At 64.0% G+C, this 20,888-nt stretch carries 19 protein-coding genes; 4 read left to right on the top strand and 15 right to left on the bottom strand.

What is annotated here, in order from left to right; all coding sequences use genetic code 11:
• The first annotated feature begins 74 nt into the window (after positions 1 to 74).
• From BLU67_RS00395 to dapD, 4 genes are read left to right on the top strand one after another with little or no spacing between them, the layout of a single operon-like run.
• Complete coding sequence (locus BLU67_RS00395) at positions 75 to 1,820, top strand: acetyl/propionyl/methylcrotonyl-CoA carboxylase subunit alpha (protein WP_092560868.1); 1,746 nt, start codon at positions 75 to 77, stop codon at positions 1,818 to 1,820.
• Positions 1,820 to 2,359, top strand: coding sequence for an NUDIX hydrolase (locus tag BLU67_RS00390; protein WP_092560866.1), 540 nt, complete (start codon positions 1,820 to 1,822; stop codon positions 2,357 to 2,359). The genes BLU67_RS00395 and BLU67_RS00390 overlap by 1 nt, the downstream gene beginning before the upstream one ends.
• Before the next feature lie 40 nt (positions 2,360 to 2,399).
• Complete coding sequence (locus BLU67_RS00385; protein ID WP_092560864.1) at positions 2,400 to 3,266, top strand: NUDIX domain-containing protein; 867 nt, start codon at positions 2,400 to 2,402, stop codon at positions 3,264 to 3,266.
• A gap of 42 nt (positions 3,267 to 3,308) precedes the next feature.
• Positions 3,309 to 4,247, top strand: a complete 939-nt coding sequence (gene dapD / locus BLU67_RS00380) for a 2,3,4,5-tetrahydropyridine-2,6-dicarboxylate N-succinyltransferase (RefSeq protein WP_092560862.1) — start codon at positions 3,309 to 3,311, stop codon at positions 4,245 to 4,247.
• On the opposite strand, the gene BLU67_RS00375 is transcribed toward dapD, so the two are convergent.
• The 15 genes from BLU67_RS00375 to BLU67_RS00305 all read right to left on the bottom strand — a co-directional run bounded on the left by BLU67_RS00375 (position 4,225) and on the right by BLU67_RS00305 (position 20,884).
• Positions 4,225 to 4,944, bottom strand: coding sequence for a copper homeostasis protein CutC (locus tag BLU67_RS00375; protein ID WP_092560860.1), 720 nt, complete (start codon positions 4,942 to 4,944; stop codon positions 4,225 to 4,227). The genes dapD and BLU67_RS00375 overlap by 23 nt on opposite strands.
• 4 nt (positions 4,945 to 4,948) lie before the next feature.
• Entirely contained in the window at positions 4,949 to 5,332 is a 384-nt protein-coding gene (locus BLU67_RS00370; RefSeq protein WP_092560858.1) for a hypothetical protein, read from the bottom strand.
• Complete coding sequence (locus BLU67_RS00365) at positions 5,329 to 5,712, bottom strand: hypothetical protein (RefSeq protein ID WP_092560856.1); 384 nt, start codon at positions 5,710 to 5,712, stop codon at positions 5,329 to 5,331. Before BLU67_RS00365 ends, BLU67_RS00370 begins: the two co-directional genes overlap by 4 nt.
• Positions 5,713 to 5,763: 51 nt before the next feature.
• Positions 5,764 to 7,152, bottom strand: a complete 1,389-nt coding sequence (locus BLU67_RS00360) for a sensor histidine kinase (RefSeq protein ID WP_092560854.1) — start codon at positions 7,150 to 7,152, stop codon at positions 5,764 to 5,766.
• Positions 7,149 to 7,826 (bottom strand): response regulator transcription factor, encoded by a 678-nt coding sequence (locus tag BLU67_RS00355; protein WP_092560852.1) that lies wholly within the window; start codon positions 7,824 to 7,826, stop codon positions 7,149 to 7,151. Before BLU67_RS00355 ends, BLU67_RS00360 begins: the two co-directional genes overlap by 4 nt.
• Positions 7,827 to 7,886: 60 nt before the next feature.
• The gene (locus tag BLU67_RS00350; RefSeq protein ID WP_092560851.1) at positions 7,887 to 9,185 is read right to left on the bottom strand and encodes a citrate synthase; all 1,299 of its coding nucleotides are present in this window, start codon (positions 9,183 to 9,185) and stop codon (positions 7,887 to 7,889) included.
• A 127-nt stretch (positions 9,186 to 9,312) separates the two neighbouring features.
• Entirely contained in the window at positions 9,313 to 10,437 is a 1,125-nt protein-coding gene (gene dapC, locus BLU67_RS00345) for a succinyldiaminopimelate transaminase (RefSeq protein WP_222842304.1), read from the bottom strand.
• A 3-nt stretch (positions 10,438 to 10,440) separates the two neighbouring features.
• Positions 10,441 to 10,764, bottom strand: coding sequence for a ferredoxin (gene fdxA, locus BLU67_RS00340; protein WP_092560849.1), 324 nt, complete (start codon positions 10,762 to 10,764; stop codon positions 10,441 to 10,443).
• A gap of 36 nt (positions 10,765 to 10,800) precedes the next feature.
• A complete protein-coding gene (locus BLU67_RS00335) occupies positions 10,801 to 12,522 on the bottom strand; it encodes a VanW family protein (RefSeq protein WP_092560847.1) in 1,722 nt (573 codons plus the stop codon).
• Positions 12,523 to 12,555: 33 nt separating this feature from the next.
• Positions 12,556 to 12,951, bottom strand: coding sequence for a hypothetical protein (locus tag BLU67_RS00330; protein ID WP_092560845.1), 396 nt, complete (start codon positions 12,949 to 12,951; stop codon positions 12,556 to 12,558).
• Positions 12,948 to 14,873 (bottom strand): translational GTPase TypA, encoded by a 1,926-nt coding sequence (gene typA, locus BLU67_RS00325; RefSeq protein WP_092560843.1) that lies wholly within the window; start codon positions 14,871 to 14,873, stop codon positions 12,948 to 12,950. Before typA ends, BLU67_RS00330 begins: the two co-directional genes overlap by 4 nt.
• A gap of 96 nt (positions 14,874 to 14,969) precedes the next feature.
• Positions 14,970 to 15,572 carry a hypothetical protein gene (locus BLU67_RS00320; protein WP_143027282.1) on the bottom strand — a complete coding sequence of 201 codons (603 nt, stop codon included), beginning with the start codon at positions 15,570 to 15,572 and terminating at the stop codon, positions 14,970 to 14,972.
• A gap of 74 nt (positions 15,573 to 15,646) precedes the next feature.
• On the bottom strand, positions 15,647 to 17,395 hold the full coding sequence (locus tag BLU67_RS00315; RefSeq protein ID WP_092560839.1) for an ABC transporter family substrate-binding protein: 1,749 nt from the start codon (positions 17,393 to 17,395) through the stop codon (positions 15,647 to 15,649).
• A 232-nt stretch (positions 17,396 to 17,627) separates the two neighbouring features.
• Positions 17,628 to 19,751: an ABC transporter ATP-binding protein gene (locus tag BLU67_RS00310; protein ID WP_092560837.1), complete on the bottom strand. Its 2,124-nt coding sequence runs from the start codon at positions 19,749 to 19,751 to the stop codon at positions 17,628 to 17,630.
• Complete coding sequence (locus BLU67_RS00305; protein WP_261976978.1) at positions 19,748 to 20,884, bottom strand: ABC transporter permease; 1,137 nt, start codon at positions 20,882 to 20,884, stop codon at positions 19,748 to 19,750. Before BLU67_RS00305 ends, BLU67_RS00310 begins: the two co-directional genes overlap by 4 nt.
• Positions 20,885 to 20,888 lie beyond the last annotated feature (4 nt).

Below are 20,888 nucleotides of genomic sequence, written 5' to 3'. Positions count from 1 at the left end.
GAGCGCCCCCGTGCTGAGGGCGTCGCGAGCGAGATAGGGCGATACCGTAGGCAAGTTAGGTTGAGGAGGCCCAGATGATCCTGATCGCTAATCGCGGCGAGATCGCGGTGCGCATCATTCGCACCTGCCGTGAGCTCGGTATTCGCACCATCGCTGTCTACTCCGACGGCGACCGCGGCGCCATGCATACGCTCATGGCCGATGACGCCTACGCGCTCGGCGGAGTGAGCGCCGCTGAGACGTACCTGAACGCCGATCGGATCCTTGAGATCGCGCGGCGCGCCGGTGCGAGCGCGATCCACCCGGGCTACGGCTTCCTCTCCGAGCGGGCGGACTTCGCGCGGACCGTCATCGAGGCGGGCCTGACGTGGATCGGCCCGCCGCCGGAGGCTATCGAGGCGCTCGGCGATAAAGTCTCGGCGCGCCACATCGCCGAGAAGGTCGGCGCGCCCCTCGTGCCCGGCACGCCCGATCCGGTGGCGAGCGCCGATGAGGTCGTCGACTTCGCGCGCGAACACGGCCTGCCGGTGGCGATCAAGGCTGCCTATGGCGGCGGCGGACGCGGGCTGAAAGTAGCACGCACACTGGCGGAAATCCCCGAGCTATTCGACTCCGCGGTGCGGGAGGCGACGGCGGCCTTCGGCCGCGGCGAATGCTTCGTCGAGCGCTTCCTCGATAAGCCCCGCCACGTCGAGACGCAGTGCCTGGCCGATATGCACGGCACCGTCGCCGTGCTCTCCACGCGCGACTGCTCGCTGCAGCGTCGCCACCAAAAACTCATCGAAGAGGCACCGGCGCCCTTCCTTACGGCCGAGCAGCGCGAGCGGCTGGCTGCGGCCTCCCGCGCGATCCTGCGTGAGGCGGGCTACGTGGGCGCGGGCACGTGCGAGTTCCTCATCGGCGCCGACGGGACGCTGTCCTTCCTGGAGGTCAACACGCGCCTGCAGGTCGAGCATCCCGCGACCGAGGAGATCACCGGGCTGGATCTCGTCGCCGAACAGCTGCGCATCGCCGACGGCCAAGAACTGGGCTATGAGGAGGTGCCCACGCGCGGGCACGCGATCGAGCTGCGGATCAATGGCGAGGATCCGGCACGTTCCTTCATACCGGCGCCGGGCACCATCACCGAGCTGCTGTGGCCGGGCGGGCCGGGCGTTCGCATCGATGCGGGCGTGAAGGCCGGTTCGGTCGTCTCCGGCAATTTCGATTCGATGATCGCCAAGATCATCGTGCACGGCGCGGATCGCGAAGCCGCCCTCGCCAAGGCGCGGCGGGCCGTCGCGGAGGCCGTCGTCGAAGGCATTCCGACGGTGCTGCCGTTCCATAACGCGGTGCTGCATGCGCCCGAGTTCACCGCCGAGGGCGGCGAGTTCGGCGTCTACACGACGTGGATCGAAACCGAGTTTGCCGAGACGCTTTCCCGCCTTCCGGGCGTCATGCCGGAGCCGGCGGCAGAGGAGCTCGCCGAGACCGAGCGCGTCGTCGTCGAGGTCGGCGGCAAGCGCCTGGAGGTCGTGCTGCCCGCGGGGCTCGGCATTTCGCGCACGGCCGCGGGCCTGCAGCGCGGCAAGCGGCGGCGGCGCTCGGCAGCGCCCGCGGCGGCCTCCGGCAATGCGATCTCAGCGCCCATGCAGGCCTCCGTCGTTCGCTTGGCCGTCGCCAATGGCGAGAGTGTCGCGGCCGGTGACCTCATCGTCGTCGTGGAAGCGATGAAGATGGAGCAGCCGCTCACCGCCCCCTGCGATGGCGTCGTCACAGGGCTATCCGTGGCGCCGGGCGAGCAGGTCTCCGGCGGCCAAGTCCTGGCAACGATCGAATAATGCCGCACATTTTCACGATGCCCGGCGGGCACGATCAGACGGTCTCGGCGTTCATCTTTCGCCCGTCCACGCGCGAAATCCTGCTCCATCGCCATCGGCGGTTTCGCTCGCTCTTGCAGCCGGGCGGCCACATCGAGCCGATCGAAAACCCCTGGCAGGCGCTGATCCGCGAGGTGAAGGAAGAAACCGGCTACCGCGCGCGTCAGCTGCGGGTGCTGCAGCCCGGCCCGCCGCCACAAATCGAGCTGCCCGGGTTCACCGTCCACCCGCTGCCCGCGCTCGTCAATACGCATCAGATCTCGGGCGATCACTTCCATTCCGACCTCGCCTACGCGCTGCTTGCCGATGGTGAGCCGGCCGGCGCGCCCGCCGAGGGCGAATCCGAGGAGCTGCGCTGGCTCACGCTCGAGCAGTGGGCGGCCACCGAGCCGGTCGTCGATAACGCGCTCGCTACGGCCCGCTATATCGCCGAGCTGATGGATCACTGGCAGCCGATCGACGTCGACGCGTTTTCCCGCTCGACCTCGCGGGCCGACTAATTGCCCGGCCCCGCCAGCGCTTGCGTGACATGCTGGAGATATGGCTGACGTTCCCGGGGATATCCACCATCACGACGCCGACCGCTGGGTGCAGTGCGGCTGCGGCGCCAAACACTGGGGCGCGAACGGGGCAGCTGGCCTGTTGCTGTGGCGCGCGGCGGGTACCGAGGTGCTGCTGCAGCATCGCGCGCCCTTCTCGCACTTCGGTGGGACGTGGGGGCTGCCCGGAGGTGCGCGGGCAAGCCAGGAGGACGCGATCGGCGCGGCACTGCGCGAGGCCGCGGAGGAAGCACTCATCTCGCCGCACGGCTGCCGCGTGTGGGCCACCCACGAGCTGACTCACCCCGATTGGAGCTATACGACGGTCATCGCCGAGGACATCGCGCAGCAAGCGGGCGGGATCGGCGATGGCGAATCGCTCGATGTGCGCTGGGTGCCGATGGAATCCGTATCGCACCTGGCGCTGCTTCCGGCCTTCGAGGACGCGTGGCCGCTGCTGCGGCGCTACCTGCGGCCGATCACGCTGATTGTCGATATGGCAAACCTGCTCGGCTCGCGGCCCGATGGCTGGTGGCGCGACCGCGCCGGGGCGACGCAGCGCCTGGCCCGCTCCTTAAGCGAGCTCGACTCGGTTGCCGCGGCGCCGTTCACGAGCGAACTCAGCCGCCTGTTCCCCGAGGTCCTCGCCGTCGTCGAAGGCCAAGCGCGCGGCGTTGACGTTCAGGGTGTGCGGATCGTTGCGGCAAGCGGTTCGGGCGATGACGAGATCGTGGCGCAGGCCCGCGCTGCGGCCGAGGCGGGTGACATCGTCCTCGCGGTCACGAGCGACCGGGAACTGACCGAACGCCTGGCGCCCTGGGTGCTGGCCGTCGCGGGCTCGGGCAGCCTTCGGCGAGAACTGGACTAACGGCCCTTCCACGCGCGCTGTGAGGCGCACTACGCTTGGTTCATGGAGAGTTCTTCGCCGCTTATTGGCGGCACGCGTGTGGCATCGGGTACGGGACTGGCGACGATCACGGACGATGATCAGGTCCTCGACGTGTGGTTTCCCGAGCCAAAGCTGGGACCGCACGCCTCCGATCACGTCGGCATCGATGAGTCGGAGGATCCGATCCGGCGGGTGCGCACGAGGCGCATCGCGACGTTTTCCGATCTCGAGCTCGCCCCGAGCGACGTCCCGGACGTCTACTTGCGGCTCCATCTGCTCTCGCGCCGCTTGCTCGCCCCCAATGAGGTCAACCTCGATGGGCTGTTCGACATCCTGCCGACGGTCGTGTTCACGGATGCTGGCCCGTGCCGCCGGGAGGATTTCGAATCCCTGCGGGCGCGGCTGCGGGTGCGCAATCGCGGGGTCGCTCCCCGAGTGCACTGCGTCGACAAGATTCCGCGCATGGTCGATTATGTGCTGCCGGACGGGGTGCGGATCGCCGATGCGGATCGGGTGCGCCTCGGGGCTCACCTAGCGGCCGGCACGACGGTCATGCACGAGGGTTTCGTCAACTACAACGCGGGAACGCTGGGCCGCTCGATGGTTGAGGGCCGGATCTCCCAGGGCGCGACCGTCGATGACGGAAGCGATATTGGTGGCGGCGCCTCCATCATGGGGACGCTCTCCGGCGGCGGCAAGGAGCGCATCACCATCGGCAAGCGATGCCTCATCGGCGCGAACGCTGGAGTCGGGATCTCGCTGGGCGATGACTGCGTCGTCGAGGCCGGCCTGTACGTCACGCCGGGCACCAAGGTGCGGCTCGCCGACGAAACGGTGTGCTCGGCTCGAGAGCTTTCCGGCGCGAGCGGACTGCTCTACCTGCGCCATTCCCTGACCGGACAGGTGCGGGCGCTGCCGCGCGAGGGCCGCGTCGAACTTAATTCAGCGCTGCACGACTAACGGCCGCGCGCACGAGCTCCTCGTCCGTCACGTCATAGGAGGCCGCTCCCCCGCCGGGTCCTGATGGGCCACCCGTGCGGCTACGACGGGCCGAGAGGTGGAACTGCGAAATCCCTCGGCTCGCGAGCGCGGGAATGTCCTCGGGCCTCAGGCCGCCGCCGGCCAGGATCTCGATGTCACTGCCGGCAGCGAGAGCGGCCAGCGCATCGATGCCCTCGCGGCAGGACTGCGCCCCACCCGAAGTAAGGATGCGCGTAATCCCGCCGATATCCGCCAACTGATCGAGCAAGCGCTCCGGCTGCAGCCCCTCACCTAGCAGGACATCGACGCACCGGTGCACAACGATCTGCGCATCGGGCGTGACGGTAAGCGCCGCGTCGCGCCAGGTTCGGATCGCCGCGGCATTGAGGCCGCCGTCGCGCAGGGCCCCGATGACGACGCCGCGCGCTCCGGCTTGAAGGGCGAGCATGATATCGCGGGTGCACACCTCGATTTCCTCATCGCTCAGCTCGAAGTCGCCCGGGCGCGGGCGGATGAGGACGACGGCGTCGATGCCGGTCGCGACGCTCGCTTCGATGATGGCGAGCGATGGGGTGAGGCCGCCCGTGACCAGGGCGCTGCAGACTTCGACGCGATCCGCACCGCCGGCATGGGCGGTGCGGGCGCCAGCTGGGTCTTGTACGGCGATTTCTAGCATGTCGCTATCGTATCGAGGTCTCGGTTGGGTTGGGGCGATCCACCGGGCACCCGCTGCGGTGGGATTCGCGCTCGAAGCCGATTCGCGGGCCACGCTCATGCCCAGCGGTACCGGCTGCGAGGGCAATGGGTGTGACGACTAGGGCGAAGCCAGCTCCAATAGCCGCCAGGGCGGTCAGCAGCTTGCGGCGGCGGCCACTGGCAGCGAGCATGATGAGGCTGACAACGGCCATGATGGCGGCGATCAGCACGAGCGCCCCGGCCATCAGGGTGGGCAGGCCGCCTCGACACAGCAGCACGGCGAAGAGCAGGCCGGTGAGCCCCATGGCGATGGCACCCAGGGTGTACCAGATGCTTAACGAGCGGGAGTTTTCGGAGGTGTTAGTCATGATGATCCTTCGGTAAACCAGGCGCGCATCGTGAAAAAGCGCGCGATTCCAATGAGTGCGGAGATGAAAACGAGGAGGACGGCATGCTGCGTCGCCGAGGTGAGACCTAAGGCTGCGCCAGCCTGGAGCGCACGATCTTGCGTGAGATAGGTCAAGACCAGCAGCACCAAGGAGAACGCATGCTGCTTCAGGCTCGCTCGCTGCGCGTCAAAGGTCACCCGCGCGTGCGTGGCCGTGGCAGCCAGGGTAGAGATCACAAGGGAGAGCGCGAGAGCCCCGCTTGTCATGGTGCTTAGGGCTGAATAGATCAGGCCCTGCAGAACAGTCGCGCCGGTTCCCACGCCTGCAAACCGCAGGAGCTGAGCGATCGATCTGTTCATGGTTTAACCATGACCGGCGCCGCCATGGACGGGCTGTGGCAAAGTTAAGAATCAGCTATGGATCGGCAGGCGGGCGGTGAAAGTCGCGCCGCCACCCGGGGTCGGGCTCAGCGTGAGTTCTCCCCCGGCGTCGGCCGCCGCGGCCTTGGCGATAGCGAGGCCCAACCCCGTTGAGCCGCCGTGCATCCGCGCCCGCGAGGCATCCCCCCGGACGAAGCGATCGAAGACGCGCCCGGCTAGGTCGGCCGGCACTCCAGGGCCGTTGTCGGTAACGGTGAGGACAACATCCGTGCCCGCTCGCGCGAGGCTCACCGTGATGCGCGCGCCGGGCGGCGTGTGGACGTGCGCATTAGTCAGCAGGTTGGTGACAAGTCGAGTAGCTGTTTCCTCACTGGTCGCAATGATGGCAGCACTGGGATCAAGGTCGACATCAAGGTGATGGGCGGGTGCGCTCCATCTCGCCACAGCTTCGGCCACGATGGGAGTCAGATCGGTCGTTTCCGCCCCTGCACACTGATCGAGGCGCGCGAGCGCGAGCAGCTCGGTGACGAGTTTCGTCATCCGCTCCGACTCGAGGTGCATATGCGTAAGCGCTTCATCGCGACTTGACGCATCCTTGGCTAGCAGCTGCGTCCAGCCAGACATTGCGGCGAGCGGCGTTCGCAGCTCATGCGAAGCATCGGCGATAAACTGTCGCAGTTGCGCCTCGATACGGTCGCGCTCACTCATCGATTCCTCGACGGTGTCGAGCAATTCGTTGAGTGCATGACTGACATCCGCGATCTCGGAACCGGTACGTGGGCCCGGATCGGGTGCGCGCGTTATCCCAGCATCCGGCCGAAGCAGGTCTTCGGGCGCGACAGCCCGGGCAGCCGCGGCGACATCGCGCAGTGGGCTGAGTCGCCGTCGCAGCCACCACGTGCCACCGCCGCCAGCCAGCAGTGTCACAGCACATCCGATGCCAAGGATCGCAACCGTCAGGCGGGTGACGACCTGTGTCATGCGAGCTAGCGATTCGCCGACGACGAGGGTACCCGTGGCCGTCGGAGCGGATGCGATGCGGTAGTCACCCAGCTGGGCAAGGCTGATTGTGCGCAGCCCGTCGCGCCCTCGCTGGGGTTCTCTGAGCTTCGTTTTCAGCTCCTCGATCTGCGCGGGGGTCAGGTCGCCAGTGCGTCGCCCTTCAACATAGCTCCCAGATCCGCCAGTCTCCGTCACCACCGCGCGCAGCGCACCCGATCCGGGCCCACGATCGAGCCCCACGGCGGCCTCGGGGGTGGCGAGCGCCGTCGCCAATTCGAGACGCACGCTCGCGTCCAGTTCGCGCTGCAACAGGAAGGACACCGATCCGCGAGCGGCTCCTGCCATGAGAAGGGCAGTGAGCGCAATGAGGACGAGCACGGCGGCAACGAGCTGGCTCGTCAACGTGCGCCGCTTCATCGTGGGGCCCGCAGCATGTATCCGTCCCCGCGCACCGTACGGATATAGGAGTCATGGCCAGCGAGCTTTTTTCGTAAATAGGAAATATAAAGCTCGACAATGTTACCGCTGCCCCCGAAATCGTATTCCCACACGGCGTCAAGAATCTGCGCCTTGGACACCACAATTCCCTCATTCACCATGAGATAGCGCAAGAGTTCAAATTCGGTGTGGGTGAGCGTCAGGAGCTGCCCATCAACGAACACCTCACGGGAGTCGGTCTCGAGCCGAAGCTCACCGACGATGAGACTCGCGTCAGCACCTGGCGCCCGTCCCGCGCGGCGTAGGAGCGCTTCAATTCGAGCGACAACCTCATCCAGATCGAAGGGTTTGGTCACGTAGTCATCGGCGCCCGCGCGCAGGCCTGCCACACGGTCGGCGACGGCATCGCGCGCGGTCAAGAATAAGACCGGTAGTGCCGGATCGCGTGTGCGCAGCCGGGCAAGGGTTTGCATCCCGTCGAGGTTGGGCATCATCACGTCGAGGACGACGGCATCGAACTGGCCCGCGTCAAAGACCCGCAGGGCTTCATATCCGTCGGCGGCAGTAGCCACCTCCCACCCCTCATAGCGCAGCGCTGCCGCAAGCAGTTGCGCGAGGGTCGCTTCATCATCGACGACGAGAATGGCGGGCATGGATTCAGTGTGGCACGAAAAAACCGGGCCACCGCATACGGTGGCCCGGTTTTTCTCGGATTAGCGCTCGGAGCGCGGGATCCAGTGGCGTTCGGTCTCGCCGGTGTAGACCTGACGCGGGCGGCCGATCTTCGTGGCCGGGTCGGTGATCATCTCGCGGTACTGCGCGATCCAGCCGGGCAGGCGGCCCAGCGCGAACAGCGGGGTGAACATCTCCTCGGGGAAGCCCATCGCCTTGTAGATCAGGCCGGTGTAGAAGTCGACGTTCGGGTAGAGGTTGCGCTCGATGAAGTAGTCATCCTTCAACGCAATCTCTTCCAGCTCCATCGCGATGTCAAGCTGCTCGTTCGACTTGCCGAGCTTTTCCAGCACGTCGTGCGCCGACTGCTTGGCGATCGAGGCGCGCGGGTCGTAGGACTTGTAGACGCGGTGTCCGAAGCCCATGAGGCGGACGCCGTCTTCCTTGTTCTTGACCTTGTTCACGAAGTCCTGGACGGTCATATCCGATTCCTGGATCTTCGAGAGCATGCGCAGCACGGCTTCGTTTGCGCCGCCGTGCAGCGGGCCGGACAGGGCGCCGACGCCCGCGGCTACCGAAGCGTAAATGTTGGCCTCGGAGGAACCCACCATGCGCACCGTCGAGGTCGAGCAGTTCTGCTCGTGATCGGCGTGCAGGATGAGGAGCTTGTTCAGCGCGTCGGTGAGGATCGGATCCACATCGTGGTTGGCATACGGCATGCCGAAGGTCATGCGGATGAAGTCCTCGATGTACTGCAGCGAGGAATCCGGGTACATCAGCGGCAGGCCCTGGGCGCGCCGGGAGATGTAGGAGATCATCGTCGGGACCTTGGCCATGAGCAGGACCGTCGAGAGCTCGATCTGGTAGGGATCCTTCGGGTCCAAGGTGTGCTGGTAGTAGGTGGCCAGGCCCGAGATGCCAGCCTGCAGGATTGCCATGGGGTGGCCGTTGGACGGGAACGCAGTGAAGAAGGCCTTGAAGTCCTCATGCAGGAGCCGGTGGCGCTTGATGCGACGCACGACGGCGGCGTAGGTGTCCATGTCCGGCAGGTCGCCGTAGATCAGCAGGTAGGCGACCTCGAGGAAGCGGGAGTTGTTCGCCAGCTCGTCGATCGGATAACCGCGGTAGCGCAGGATGCCTTCGGCGCCGTCGATGTAGGTGATCTTCGATTCGCACGATGCGGTGTTTACGAAGCCGCTGTCGAGGGTGACGAGGCCGGTGTCCTTCAGCAAGTTGCTGATCAAAACCCCGTCGTTGCCCTCGGTGGCTTTCATACGTGGAAACTCCAGCGTCTTATCGTCCACCGAGAAAGTAGCCGGTGTCAGCTCGGAGTCAGTCATTCAGTTCCCTCCTCGGAACAGCTCAGCGCCCAGGTTTCGGCGCAACTTCACCCTTCTAGCGTAGGCCAGAAGTCCTAGTCTGTAATGCTGAGGCTCCACTATCTGGGAACGTAAACCGTGGGCTATCTCACCTCAAGCGTTCGACGGCGGTTGCGAGCTGCTCATCGCTTGCGCTTAGGGCGATTCGGACGAATCCGAAACCGGCCGCGCCGTAAAACGAGCCGGGCGCTACGAGGATCCCGCGATCCGCAAACTCGTTGACGAGATCCAGGCTCGCGCGCTCGGTGGGTTCCGCCTCGGGGCGGCGGGCCCACAGGTAGAGTCCCGCAACGCAGTCGGGATCGATCGCAAGGCCCGCATTCTCGATTGCTGGCGCGAGCAGTTCGCGGCGCCGGCGGTAGGTTTCGCGCTGGGCTTCGACGTGCGCATCATCGCGCAAGACCGCGCTCATCGCGTGCTGCACGGGGGCGGGCACGAGGAAGCCGGCGTGCTTGCGAATGTGGGTGAGACGGGCGATGAGGCCGCGATCCCCGGAGATGAAGGCGGCGCGGTAGCCGGCGAGGTTGGACTGCTTCGACAGCGAATATAGGGCAAGGAGGCCGCTCGCATCTGCGCCGCACACCTCGTCGGCAAGGATCGATGGTACGCCGGCGCTCAGGTAGGGCTCGGCCATCGCGAGCTCCGCGTAGCATTCATCGGACGCGACGATGATGCCGCGCTCGCGGGCCACGCGCAGGATGCCGCGCAGTTCCTCGACCGCAAGAACGTGGCCGTGCGGGTTTCCCGGGGAATTGACCCATACGAGCCGTGTTGCGGCGGGCCAGGTCTCCGGCCCACCGTCGCTCGGGTGCGGGGTTGCGCCCGCAAGGCGTGCGCCCACGTCGTAGGTAGGATAGGCCGTTGCCGGGTGGACGATGACGTCGCCTTTCCCGAGCCCGAGGAGGGCGGGCAGCAGCGCCACCATCTCTTTGCTGCCGATCGTCGGTAGGACATTGTCCGCACTGAGATGGCTGGCTCCGCGCCGCCGAGCCCACCAGGAGACGATGGCCTCGCGAAGCTCGCTGGTGCCGATGGTCGTCGGGTATCCGGGGGCATCGGCAGCGGCGATGAGGGCGCGCTGGGCGATCTCGGGGGTAGGGTCGACGGGCGTACCGATCGATAGGTCGATCAATCCGTGCGCGCTTGCCCGCTCCTTAGCGGGTGCCAGGCTGTCCCAGGGGAAGTCCGGCAGGCTATCCCCGTACAGGGTCACCCGCTAGTCCTGGTTTTGGGGCGGCAGGTCCGCGATGATCTTGTGATCCTTCGGAATGACGCCGAGCTTGGCGGCGCCACCGGGCGATCCGATGTCGTCGAAGAACTGGACGTTGGCGTCGTAGTATTCGCTCCACTTTTCCGGCACGTCATCTTCGTAGAAGATCGCTTCCACCGGGCACACGGGCTCGCAGGCACCGCAGTCGACGCATTCGTCGGGGTGGATGTAGAGCATCCGCTCGCCCTCGTAGATACAGTCGACCGGACACTCATCGACGCACGCGCGATCCTTGATGTCGATACACGGCTGGGCAATGATGTAGGTCACTGGTCCTCCTTAGAACCGAACGGTCGTGGCTCTATCCTATTCCGGCTTGCCGCACTTGACGATCGGCCAGGCGTTGTAGGTCCAGGTCCACGACTTCTTGTCGTGCAATTGGCCACCCTTGTAACGCTCCCGACCGAAGTCGACGGTGAAGCCCGGGGTGGTGCCGTATTCCGGCTTGCAGTCCGGCCGCTGGTTGTACACGACCTGCGGGCTGGTCAGGTTGCGGCGCGGCGACGTCCAGCTCTTGACCTCGAAGGTCTTAGTGGACCAGAGGCGCACGTGGACCCGGTTATCCGCGACGTAGGCATCGACGAGGACGCCATAGTTGGTGGGATTCTTCCACTTCATGTCCAGGCTCGGTCCCCACAGCGTGGCCTCGCGGCCCTCGGGGTAACGCGAGAAGTAGCGGGTGTGCTGACGGAACTCGACGAGATCCATGCCGCCGAAGAAGGCCGCATTGAAGGTCGTCGTCGACAGCTGCGAGAGGCCGCCACCGAGCGCCTTCGTGGCAAAGCCCGACTCGACGACGCCGGAGTCGACGAAGCCGCGTTCGTAGGTCACGGGCCCCAGCGCATTGAGCAACGAGAAGGTCTCGCCCGGTTTGATCAGCGTGTTCGAGATGATCTTGGAACCCACGATGAGGTTCTTCGTGCGGACCCGATCGGCGGTCAGCGGCGTATCAAACTCGCCGATAATTTCCTTCACGCCCAGCTTGTTCGCGTCTTCCGTCGTGAACTCGGCTTCAGCCTCGGTGAGTTCGACGTTCGCTGTCTTTTCCGTCGACTGCGCGGCCGTCGTCACCTTAGCGGTGAGATCATCGCTGTTCAGGGCGCGGCCGGGCTGGGAGGGCACGACGACGGGCTTGCCGCCCTCCATGATGATCTGGGCGTCCTTGCCGGAGGAGCCCAGCTCGGGCGATTTCTCGATCACGAGCTCCTTGAGCGCGTCGCTGTCGAGCGTCAGTTTGTTGCCCACCATGTCGACCGATGCGAGCGCGGTGAGCTCGGGGACGGCGAGCTCGACCTTGATGTCTCCAACGCTAACCGTAACGGGGCCGGCGGTCAGGGGGTCAATGATGTCTCGCTTGACCGCATCCAGCTGGTCGGCGCCGATCTCGGGCTCGATCGCCGTCGTCGGTAGATCGATGGATTCGCTCGCGGACAGGAAGTTATCTCGGACTGTCGAGCTTGCCGCTTCCACATCGAGCTTGGTTCCGGCCTTCGGCACGGTGATCTCGGCCTTGCCATCGGTGAATACGACGTTGGCATCCACCGGGGCCGTCGCGAGTGAGTCCCCGATGGCGGTCAGGGTTGAGGAGAGTTTCTCGTCGTCAATGGCGAGCCGCGGATCGATCGTGGCGCCGCCGACGAAGTGGGCAAAGACCATGCGCGGGTCGAGGGTGAAGCCGGTGAGCTTCTTGACCGTCGCGTCAATATCGACCCCTAGGCCCGCATCCGCGGGCACGAGTTCCCCGTCCTTGTCCCCCATCGTGACCTTGAGGGGTTCGGCGAGACGGGAATCGAAGGCCTGATGCAGCGCAGCATCGGCTTCGCTGCTCGTCATGCCGCCGACGTCAACGCCGGCAACCTTGGTGCCCTGCGGTACGCGGTCGCCCATGACTGCGGCGAGGATGAGGTAGGCGGCGACCAAGACTGCGACGATGGCGCCGATGATGACCGGCGTCCGTCGATACCACGGCTTTGCTGCCGGTGGTGGCGGGTAGTCCCCTGCTGTCTGGTCGAACTCCGATGAGGTCATGGTGCCCCCGTACCTATAGTCACTCGCATAGAATCAGTTCTGGCTTTTCTCATCATACGGCGGCAGTTCCGGTTTTTCTTTCGCCGGCCTTACCCGCGAGCTAAATAGCGCCGTGAGGGTGACCACGACGATGAGCCCGATGTACCAGGTCAGGCTGCGCCAATCGTTGGCCGTCAACATGACCGAGGTCGAGCCGAAGAGCTGGAAGAGCGCGGGAACCGCGACGACCGTGACGCTGTAGACGATCCCCGGTATCGACCCCTTGCCCGCCCCCACGTTGATACCGCCAGCGGCGGCGAGGAGCCAGCTCAGGCCAATTCCCCAGGGCACCTGTCCGCTGCGCCCACGGTGCACAATAAGCGCCATATAGCCGATGACGAGACCAAGGAAGAGTGCCCAGGCTAGGGCTCGTATCGCGAGCGACTTCACGAGTCCGCCTGTTTCTCGGCGCGGCGCCGCGCCGCGGCAATCTTGAAGCGTTCCGTAGCCGGCAGGACGACCTTGCGGATCCGCACATCATGTGGCGTGACTTCAACGCACTCGTCCGCGGCCGCGAATTCGAGGGATTCTTCCAGGGTCAGCTGACGCGGCGGGACGAGGTTTTCGAAGGCGTCCGCGCTGGCAGAGCGCATGTTGGTCTGCTTCTTCTCGCGCGTGACATTCACGTCCATGTCCTCACCGCGCGAGTTCTCGCCTACGACCTGCCCCTCGTAAACCTCCGAAGTCGGCTGCACGAAGAACGAACCGCGCTCTTGGAGGTTGATCATCGCGTAGGGCGTCACGGCCCCGGCGCGGTCGGCAACGAGTGAACCGGTCGTACGGGCGGCGATCGTTCCGGCCCACGGCTCCCAGCCTTCGAAGATCGAGGCTGCGATGCCGGTGCCACGTGTTTCGGTGAGGAAGCGGGTGCGGAATCCGATCAGCCCGCGCGCCGGCACGAGGAACTCGAGGCGAATCCACCCGGTGCCATGGTTCGTCATGGTCTCCATGCGGCCCTTGCGCGCGGCCATCAGTTGGGTGACGGCGCCCAGGTGCTCATCAGGAATATCAATCGTCATGCGCTCCATGGGTTCGAGCACCTGACCGTTTTCCTTCCGGGTCAGCACCTGTGGTTTGCCGACCGTGAGCTCGAATCCTTCCCGGCGCATCTGTTCGACGAGGATGGCGAGTGCGAGTTCGCCGCGTCCTTGAACCTCCCAGGCGTCGGGGCGCTCTGTCGGCAAGACCTTCAACGAGACGTTGCCGATAAGCTCTCGCTCCAGGCGCTCCTTGACCTGGCGCGCGGTGACCTTGGCACCGCGAACGCGGCCGGCTAGCGGCGAGGTGTTGATCCCGATGGTCATCGCGATCGCTGGCTCATCAACGGTAATGAGGGGCAGCGGCCGCGGATCCTCAAGGTCGACGAGCGATTCGCCAATCATGATGTTCTCGATGCCCGCGACGGCGACAATCTCGCCGGGTCCAGCGTATTCGGCGGGAACGCGGGTCAGGGCCTCGGTCTTCAACAGCTCGGAGATCTTTACCGGCGCAACCGTGCCATCACGCTTGGCCCACCCGACCTGCTGGCCCTTGGCGATGGTGCCGTTGTGCACGCGCAACAGCGCAAGGCGGCCAAGGAACGGAGAGGCATCGAGGTTCGTGACATGAGCCTGCAACGGAGCGCCCTCATCGTAGGTGGGCGCCGGGATCCGCTCGAGAATCGTCTGGAAGACGGCCTCCATATCGGTTTCATCGGGCAAGGAACCGTCGGCGGGCTGCGTGAGCGAAGCCCGACCAGCCTTGGCGGATGCATAGATCACCGGCACATCTAAGACCGCGTCGAGGTCGAGATCCGGATGGTCTTCGGCAAGGTCCGAGGCAAGCGAGAGCAAGAGGTCGGTGGTTTCGGAGACGACCTCATCGATCCGGGCATCCGGTCGGTCAACCTTGTTTACCACCACGATTACGGGCAGCGATGCGGCGAGCGCCTTACGCAGCACGAAACGAGTCTGCGGAAGCGGGCCCTCGGAGGAGTCAACGAGGAGCACAACACCGTCGACCATGGACAGGCCACGCTCAACTTCCCCGCCAAAGTCGGCGTGTCCGGGAGTATCGATAACGTTGATCGTCACGCCTTCGGAAGCGCCGGCTTTTTCTGCGGCGGGTCCGCGATAGCGTACCGCGGTGTTCTTCGCGAGGATGGTGATGCCTTTTTCGCGTTCGAGGTCACCGGAGTCCATCGCCCGTTCGTCGACATGCTCGTGCTCACCGAACGACCCGGATGCCCACAGCAGGGCATCAACGAGAGTGGTCTTGCCATGGTCGACGTGGGCGACGATGGCGACATTGCGCAAATCTAGGCGCTGCGGCATAGAGGTTACTTCCGGTCGTGGATTTCGAAGGTGGCCGCGAAGAGGCGGGCAACGGTCCATCCTATCGCCTGGCTCGCCCGAGACAAGAGCTGCGGCTCAGTAAGTAGCGGAAAACACTACCCAACTCACGGCAGCCAAGAGGAGGCCAAGGATCGGGACGTTCCAACGCCAGCCAGTTTCCTGCCCGATGTTCTCGCCACCCCTCGATACTGCTTCGCGGCGATAAATCGACGTCGTGCGCTCAAGCTTTTCTTCATCGATCAGTCGTGCCGTCGTTGCGGCATCAGCCGAGATCGAAAGGAGGTCTGTCCCCTCGGCGATAGTGGGCGAAGCTGCCGGTGGGCGAGTGGATTCCCGATATCCGCCACGTGCGGGGGCTGCCCATGCGGTGTACTTCTGGCGTTCCGTCACAACACGTAGCGCTCCGCGCGAGGTTGTCTCCGTGATAGCCGAGAAGGGAATCGAAGCAGAACGCAACGGGTTGGCGATAGCAACACCCGTATCGGAGATCTGGACTCGAGGATGGAACCACAGGAGCCAAACGATGACGAGGACCAGTACCGGGTATGCGGCAAGGCGTAGCGCAGCGGAGAACCCCGCCACCCAAAACGCTTGCCCAACGAGGAAAAGGCACAGCGCGGCTACGGCATAAAACCCGACCCGACCAAGTTTGGATCGGACGATAATCGTGGGGCGCATGATCGCCATTCTTGCATGAAAGCGGGCCCCGCCCGAAGGCGAGGCCCGCTTGTGGCTTCAGGTAAGGCTAGGCCTTACTTGACGAAACCGATGTCTTCCGGCTTGCCGGAGGCGAGACCGAAGGCGCCGTAGTTGGCGAGGTTCTTCGGAACCGCGGTGAGCTCCGCGCGCTGGTAGATCGGCACCGTGTGCACGGCTTCCCAAATAGCCTTGTCGGCTTCATTGGTCATGTCGATGCGCTTCTGGTGGTCCATCTCAACGGCGATCTGAGGAACAAGCTCGTCAACCTTCGGGATCTCCAGCTTCGCGAAGTTGGAGCCGCCCTTCGAGCCGTAGATCTGGTCCACGTTGGCCATCGGGTAGTTCGTACCCTGCCAGGTGAAGGTCGCAACTTCGAACTCACCCGCGAAGATCTTGTCGAAGAACTCGGCGGAGGACGACGGAACCATCGTGACCTTCACGCCGATCTTCTTCATCTGATCCTGCATCATCTTGCCCTCGTTTTCCGAGGTGGCAACACCGGTGATAGCGAGGTAGTTGACGTTGAGCTCTTCGCCCTCTTCGTTGGTGCGGTATTCCTTACCGTCTTCCAGCTTCCAGCCGGCTTCATCCAGCTGCGCAGCCGCCTTCTCCGGGTCGAACGGCGTGGTGTCAACGGAGTTGTCGACGTAGCCTTCCTGGCCGGGCATGAAGAAGTGGTTACCAAGAACCAGCTCGTCGGCCTTGATCATGTCAATGCCGGCGAGGTCGGACTTGGTGGTCTGGACGCGATCCAGACCCATGGCGATCGCCTGGCGAACCTTCACGTCGCTCAGCACGGGGGCCTTGGAGTTGAAGGTGTAGTGACGCCACTGCTTGCCGGTGCCCATGCGGACCTCGGCGTCGTCGCGCTTCAGAACCGTCTGGTAGGTGTTGGCGTCGATGATGTAGGAGACGACGTCAATTTCCTTGTTGGCGAAGGCGTTCGGGATAGCGTCCGACTTCAGGCCGCGCCACTCAACGCTCTCGAGCATCGGCTTGTCGCCCCACCAGTTCTCGTTCGGAACCATGTAGATGCGCTGCGCAGCCTTATCGACCTTGTCGATCTTGAACGGGCCGGCCATCCAGTCATTGTTCGGAGCTTCGGTCTTCCACGCCTTGTTGAAGGTCTCGACGTCGATGATCGAGTCCTTCTTCATGGGGCCGCTGAGGACGCTCGACCAGTCCGGGTAAGCGGACTTGAAGGTCACCTTAACTTCGAACTCATCGGCACCCTGTTCAACGGAAGCGATTTCGCTCCAGCCGTCGGTGGACGGGCAGATGTAGGCGTCGGTGGACTCCGGGTCTGACGTGGCGTTTTCGCCGTTACACGGGATAGCAGTCTGTGCGTAGTCTTCCCAGGTGATCGGGTCGCCGTTGTTCCACTTCGCATCCTTGTTCAGCTTCAGCGTCACAACCTGGGGGGAATCGTCGGTCGCGTCGGTGACGTCATAGGACTCGAGGAAGTTCTTGTTGATCTCGAAGGTGCCATCCGGCTGGTAGATCCAGTTGCTGGGCATGGTGAAGCCCATGATGTTGGAGACGTCCACGAGGTTGCCCTCAAGGTTCATCGGGTTCCAGTTTGGCGGCATCTCACCGAACGACAGCTTAAGGGTGCCGCCCTCTTGGAGCTCGCTGCGATCCTTAGCGTTGATCTGAGTGCTGGTGTCGTCGGCCGGGGCTCCGGTGCCCGAGCCGCCGCCGGTTCCACCGCCGCCGCTGCCGCCGGAGCCGCCGGAGCAGCCAGCCAGGGCGATGACGCCCGCTGCTGCCATGGCGGTCATTGCGCGAGTAATCTTTCGCACAGGGTTACCTCCTGATTGGGGGGACCTCACAATTGAGGTCGATGACACATTTACCTAACCACATTTCGGATCGCCGAGAACGGCAAGATCAACGCAAAAGCCCTTTTGGAATCATTTTGTTACCTTTGGGGAACTTTCGACTTGAAAACGTTATGCAACCGAGTGAGACGAAAGCGGCGGTGAAACAGATCTCTAGGGAATCCCGTTTCACCGCCGCTTTGCGCGATGCGTCTTAGAACACTCGTGTGCTCTCAGGGTAATGACAGGCTGCTGCGTGGTCGTTTTCCAGAACTTGCTGCTCCGGAATGACCTCGATGCATTTGCGTTGTTCATCCTCGGTAAGGAGGGGGAACTTCTGGCACCGTGTACGGAATCTGCAGCCGGAGGGCGGATTCGCCGGTGACGGCATGTCGCCCTTCAGCACGATTCGTTCGCGAGCCCGCTCGACGTGGGGGTCCGGCACCGGGATCGCGGACAGGAGTGCCTGCGTATAGGGGTGATGGGGATTGTCGAAGACATCCTGGACATCACCAATCTCGACGATCTTGCCGAGATACATCACGGCGACTCGATCGGCGATGTGTCGCACCACAGACAGATCGTGCGCCACAAACAGATAGGACAGGCCCATCGTTGCGCGAAGCTCATCCAGCAGATTGATCACGCCCGCCTGGATGGACACGTCGAGCGCGGACACCGGCTCGTCCAGCACGAGCAGCTTCGGTTCGAGTGCTAGTGCTCGTGCGATGCCGATGCGCTGGCGCTGGCCACCGGAGAAGTGTCGCGGATAGCGGTTCGCGTGCGACGGCTCCAACCCGACCAGGGCCATGAGCTCCTCGATGCGGTTAGAGATATCCTTCTTCGGCCAACCGCCGTACTTCAGCGGCTCCGCAATGATGTCGTAGACCGGCATGCGGGGATCGAGTGAGGCCATCGGATCCTGGAACACTACCTGGAGATCGCCACGGATCTCCTTGCGCTCCTTACGCTTGATGTCCTTCGTATCGCGACCCAGGACGACAATGCGGCCCTCTTGCGGCGCCTTGAGGTCCAGGACTTCCAGGAGCGTGGTGGACTTGCCACAGCCCGACTCCCCTACCAGTCCAAGTGTTTCGCCAGTGCGAACTTCCAGGCTGATGTCGTCGACCGCGTGGACAGTGCCCACCCGGCGCTTGAAGACCGCACCCTTGGTGAGGGGGAAGTACTTCTTCATGTTCTCGACCTGCAGGATCACGTCACGCTCTTCGCGCGGGACCTCGGCAAAGACACGATCTGGGACCTCTGGCACCGGGTAGATCGCGGAGTAGTGGGAGCCTTGCTCAGCCACATAATCCGAACGAATACAGGCTGCAAGGTGCCCCGGGATCTCGTCGACCCGCATGAGCTCCGGCTCGGCTTGGGAGCACTCGGGAATAGAGATCGGGCAGCGAGGTTCAAATGGGCAGCCCGGGGGAAGATCCAGCAGGGATGGCGGGTTGCCTTCTACCGGCGCGAGCGGTTCGTTTCGCGACTGGTCCGGACGCGGCAGTGATCCGAGAAGTCCGATCGTGTAGGGCATCTTCGAGTTGTAGAAGATGTCATCGACCGCACCCTGCTCGATGATCCGGCCCGCGTACATCACGGCCACTCGATCGGCGAGACCCGCGACCACACCAAGGTCGTGCGTGATCATGATGACGCCGGCGCCCGTTTCCTTCTGCGCAGTGCGCAGGACGTCGAGGATCTGCGCCTGAATGGTCACGTCCAGCGCAGTGGTCGGCTCGTCGGCGATGATGAGGTCCGGCTCATTAGCCATGGCCATAGCGATCATCGCTCGCTGGCGCATACCGCCGGAGAATTCGTGCGGGAAGGCTTTGACTCGAATATCTGGGTTGGGGATACCCACGAGATCCAACAGCTCGACGGCTCGCTGCCAGGCCGCTTTATCGGAGATATTGCGGTGGACCTTGAGCGCTTCGACGAGCTGATCACCGATGGTGTACACCGGGGTGAGTGCGGATAGCGGGTCCTGGAAGACCATTGCCATCTGGTTGCCTCGAACGTGGGACATCCAGCCATCAGAGCGACCGAGAAGTTCTTCCCCGTGCAGGCGCACCGATCCACTGACCCGAGCGGATTCTTCCAGCAGACCAATCACCGCAGTTGAGGTGACCGACTTACCGGAACCAGATTCACCGACGATGCCAAGGACTTCGCCACGATTAACCGTGAGGTTGACGCCACGTACGGCGTGGACAAGTCCATCTTCCGAGGGGAACGTAACGTTCAGATCACTGACCTCGAGGACCGGCACTCCGGTCTTCGGGGTAGGGATGTCCTTCGGGATTCCCTTGGTCTTGCGGTCTTCGCGGCTCATGCCTTGCCTCCCGACTTGGACGAAGGATCAAGCGCATCGCGCACGCCATCGCCAATAAAGTTCACAGAAATCAACATCAACGTCAGCACGGTGGCTGGAGCAAGGAAGATCCAGGGGAAGGTCAGAGCAGCACGCTGGCCTTCCGCGATCAACGTACCGAGCGAGACGTTCGGTGACTGAACACCAAACCCGAAGTAGGACAGCGCCGTTTCAGAAAGCACGGCAGAGGCCACTCCGAGCGTCGCATCGATGATGAGGAGCGACGAGATATTCGGCAAGATGTGCCGAAAAATGATGGTCATCGGAGGCACCGACATGTACTTGGCTGCCGTAACGTACTCAGCGTTGCGCACGGAAAGCGTGAGCGATCGGACAACACGGGCGGAGAGCATCCAGCCAAAGAGTGCTAGTAGCGCAATGAACAGTGTGATCGAACCACGACGCGCGCCGGCCTGCTGCGAGAAGATCGCGATGATGAGGAAGGACGGCACAACGAGCAGCAGGTCAATAACCCACAGCGCGACCTTGTCGAACCAGCCGCTGAAGTAGGCGGCCATCGCACCGACGAAGGCCGCAATAGTCGTTTGCAAACCCGCTACCGCAAGACCGATGATCAGCGATTTACGGAGACCCTCAACGGTCATCGCGAACACGTCGCGGCCGGCCTGGGTGCCACCGAACCAGTGGTCGGCATTGGGCGGTTGGTAGAAGGCGTCGTAATCGATCTCGGCAAAGTCGTATTTTGCGATGTACGGGCCAACGAGTGCGAAAAGCACGACTAGGGTGAAGCCGACCATGCCGACGATTGCGGTGCGGTTACGGAAGAACCGGCGCCGGACCAGCTGGCCTCGAGTCATTCGTTCAGTCTCAGGACGATCCCCTGCCGGAGCCGCATCCTCTTCCACAGTCCCCGCCCAATCAGCGGTGGGACCCATCGCCGTATCTTCGATGGCGGCCCCGGCTCGGCCGGCTGCGGTTTCATCATGCCCACGAATGACGCGGCTGTGTCGCTCGGCAGCGCGAGCGCGCTCGGAGTCCGTACGAGTTTCCTCGTAGTCCACGTTTTCCTTTTGGACCTCTGAAGCTTCTTCGCGATCGAATTCGTCGTTGCGGTTCATGTCGTCGTTACGCATTAGC

The organism is Bowdeniella nasicola (assembly GCF_900107735.1).
Taxonomy (GTDB): Bacteria; Actinomycetota; Actinomycetes; order Actinomycetales; family Actinomycetaceae; genus Bowdeniella; species Bowdeniella massiliensis.
The sequence above is the reverse complement of the archived record's forward strand: the minus strand, read 5'-3'. Positions and strand labels throughout refer to the sequence as shown.

Coding starts and splice junctions, on each gene's coding strand:
- BLU67_RS00395 (WP_092560868.1), top strand. CDS start 75: ATGATCCTGATCGCTAATCGCGGCGAGATCGCGGTGCGCATCATTCGC.
- BLU67_RS00390 (WP_092560866.1), top strand. CDS start 1,820: ATGCCGCACATTTTCACGATGCCCGGCGGGCACGATCAGACGGTCTCG.
- BLU67_RS00385 (WP_092560864.1), top strand. CDS start 2,400: ATGGCTGACGTTCCCGGGGATATCCACCATCACGACGCCGACCGCTGG.
- dapD (WP_092560862.1), top strand. CDS start 3,309: ATGGAGAGTTCTTCGCCGCTTATTGGCGGCACGCGTGTGGCATCGGGT.
- BLU67_RS00375 (WP_092560860.1), bottom strand. CDS start 4,944: ATGCTAGAAATCGCCGTACAAGACCCAGCTGGCGCCCGCACCGCCCAT.
- BLU67_RS00370 (WP_092560858.1), bottom strand. CDS start 5,332: ATGACTAACACCTCCGAAAACTCCCGCTCGTTAAGCATCTGGTACACC.
- BLU67_RS00365 (WP_092560856.1), bottom strand. CDS start 5,712: ATGAACAGATCGATCGCTCAGCTCCTGCGGTTTGCAGGCGTGGGAACC.
- BLU67_RS00360 (WP_092560854.1), bottom strand. CDS start 7,152: ATGAAGCGGCGCACGTTGACGAGCCAGCTCGTTGCCGCCGTGCTCGTC.
- BLU67_RS00355 (WP_092560852.1), bottom strand. CDS start 7,826: ATGCCCGCCATTCTCGTCGTCGATGATGAAGCGACCCTCGCGCAACTG.
- BLU67_RS00350 (WP_092560851.1), bottom strand. CDS start 9,185: ATGACTGACTCCGAGCTGACACCGGCTACTTTCTCGGTGGACGATAAG.
- BLU67_RS00335 (WP_092560847.1), bottom strand. CDS start 12,522: ATGACCTCATCGGAGTTCGACCAGACAGCAGGGGACTACCCGCCACCA.
- typA (WP_092560843.1), bottom strand. CDS start 14,873: ATGCCGCAGCGCCTAGATTTGCGCAATGTCGCCATCGTCGCCCACGTC.
- BLU67_RS00320 (WP_143027282.1), bottom strand. CDS start 15,572: ATGCGCCCCACGATTATCGTCCGATCCAAACTTGGTCGGGTCGGGTTT.
- BLU67_RS00310 (WP_092560837.1), bottom strand. CDS start 19,751: ATGAGCCGCGAAGACCGCAAGACCAAGGGAATCCCGAAGGACATCCCT.
- BLU67_RS00305 (WP_261976978.1), bottom strand. CDS start 20,884: ATGCGTAACGACGACATGAACCGCAACGACGAATTCGATCGCGAAGAA.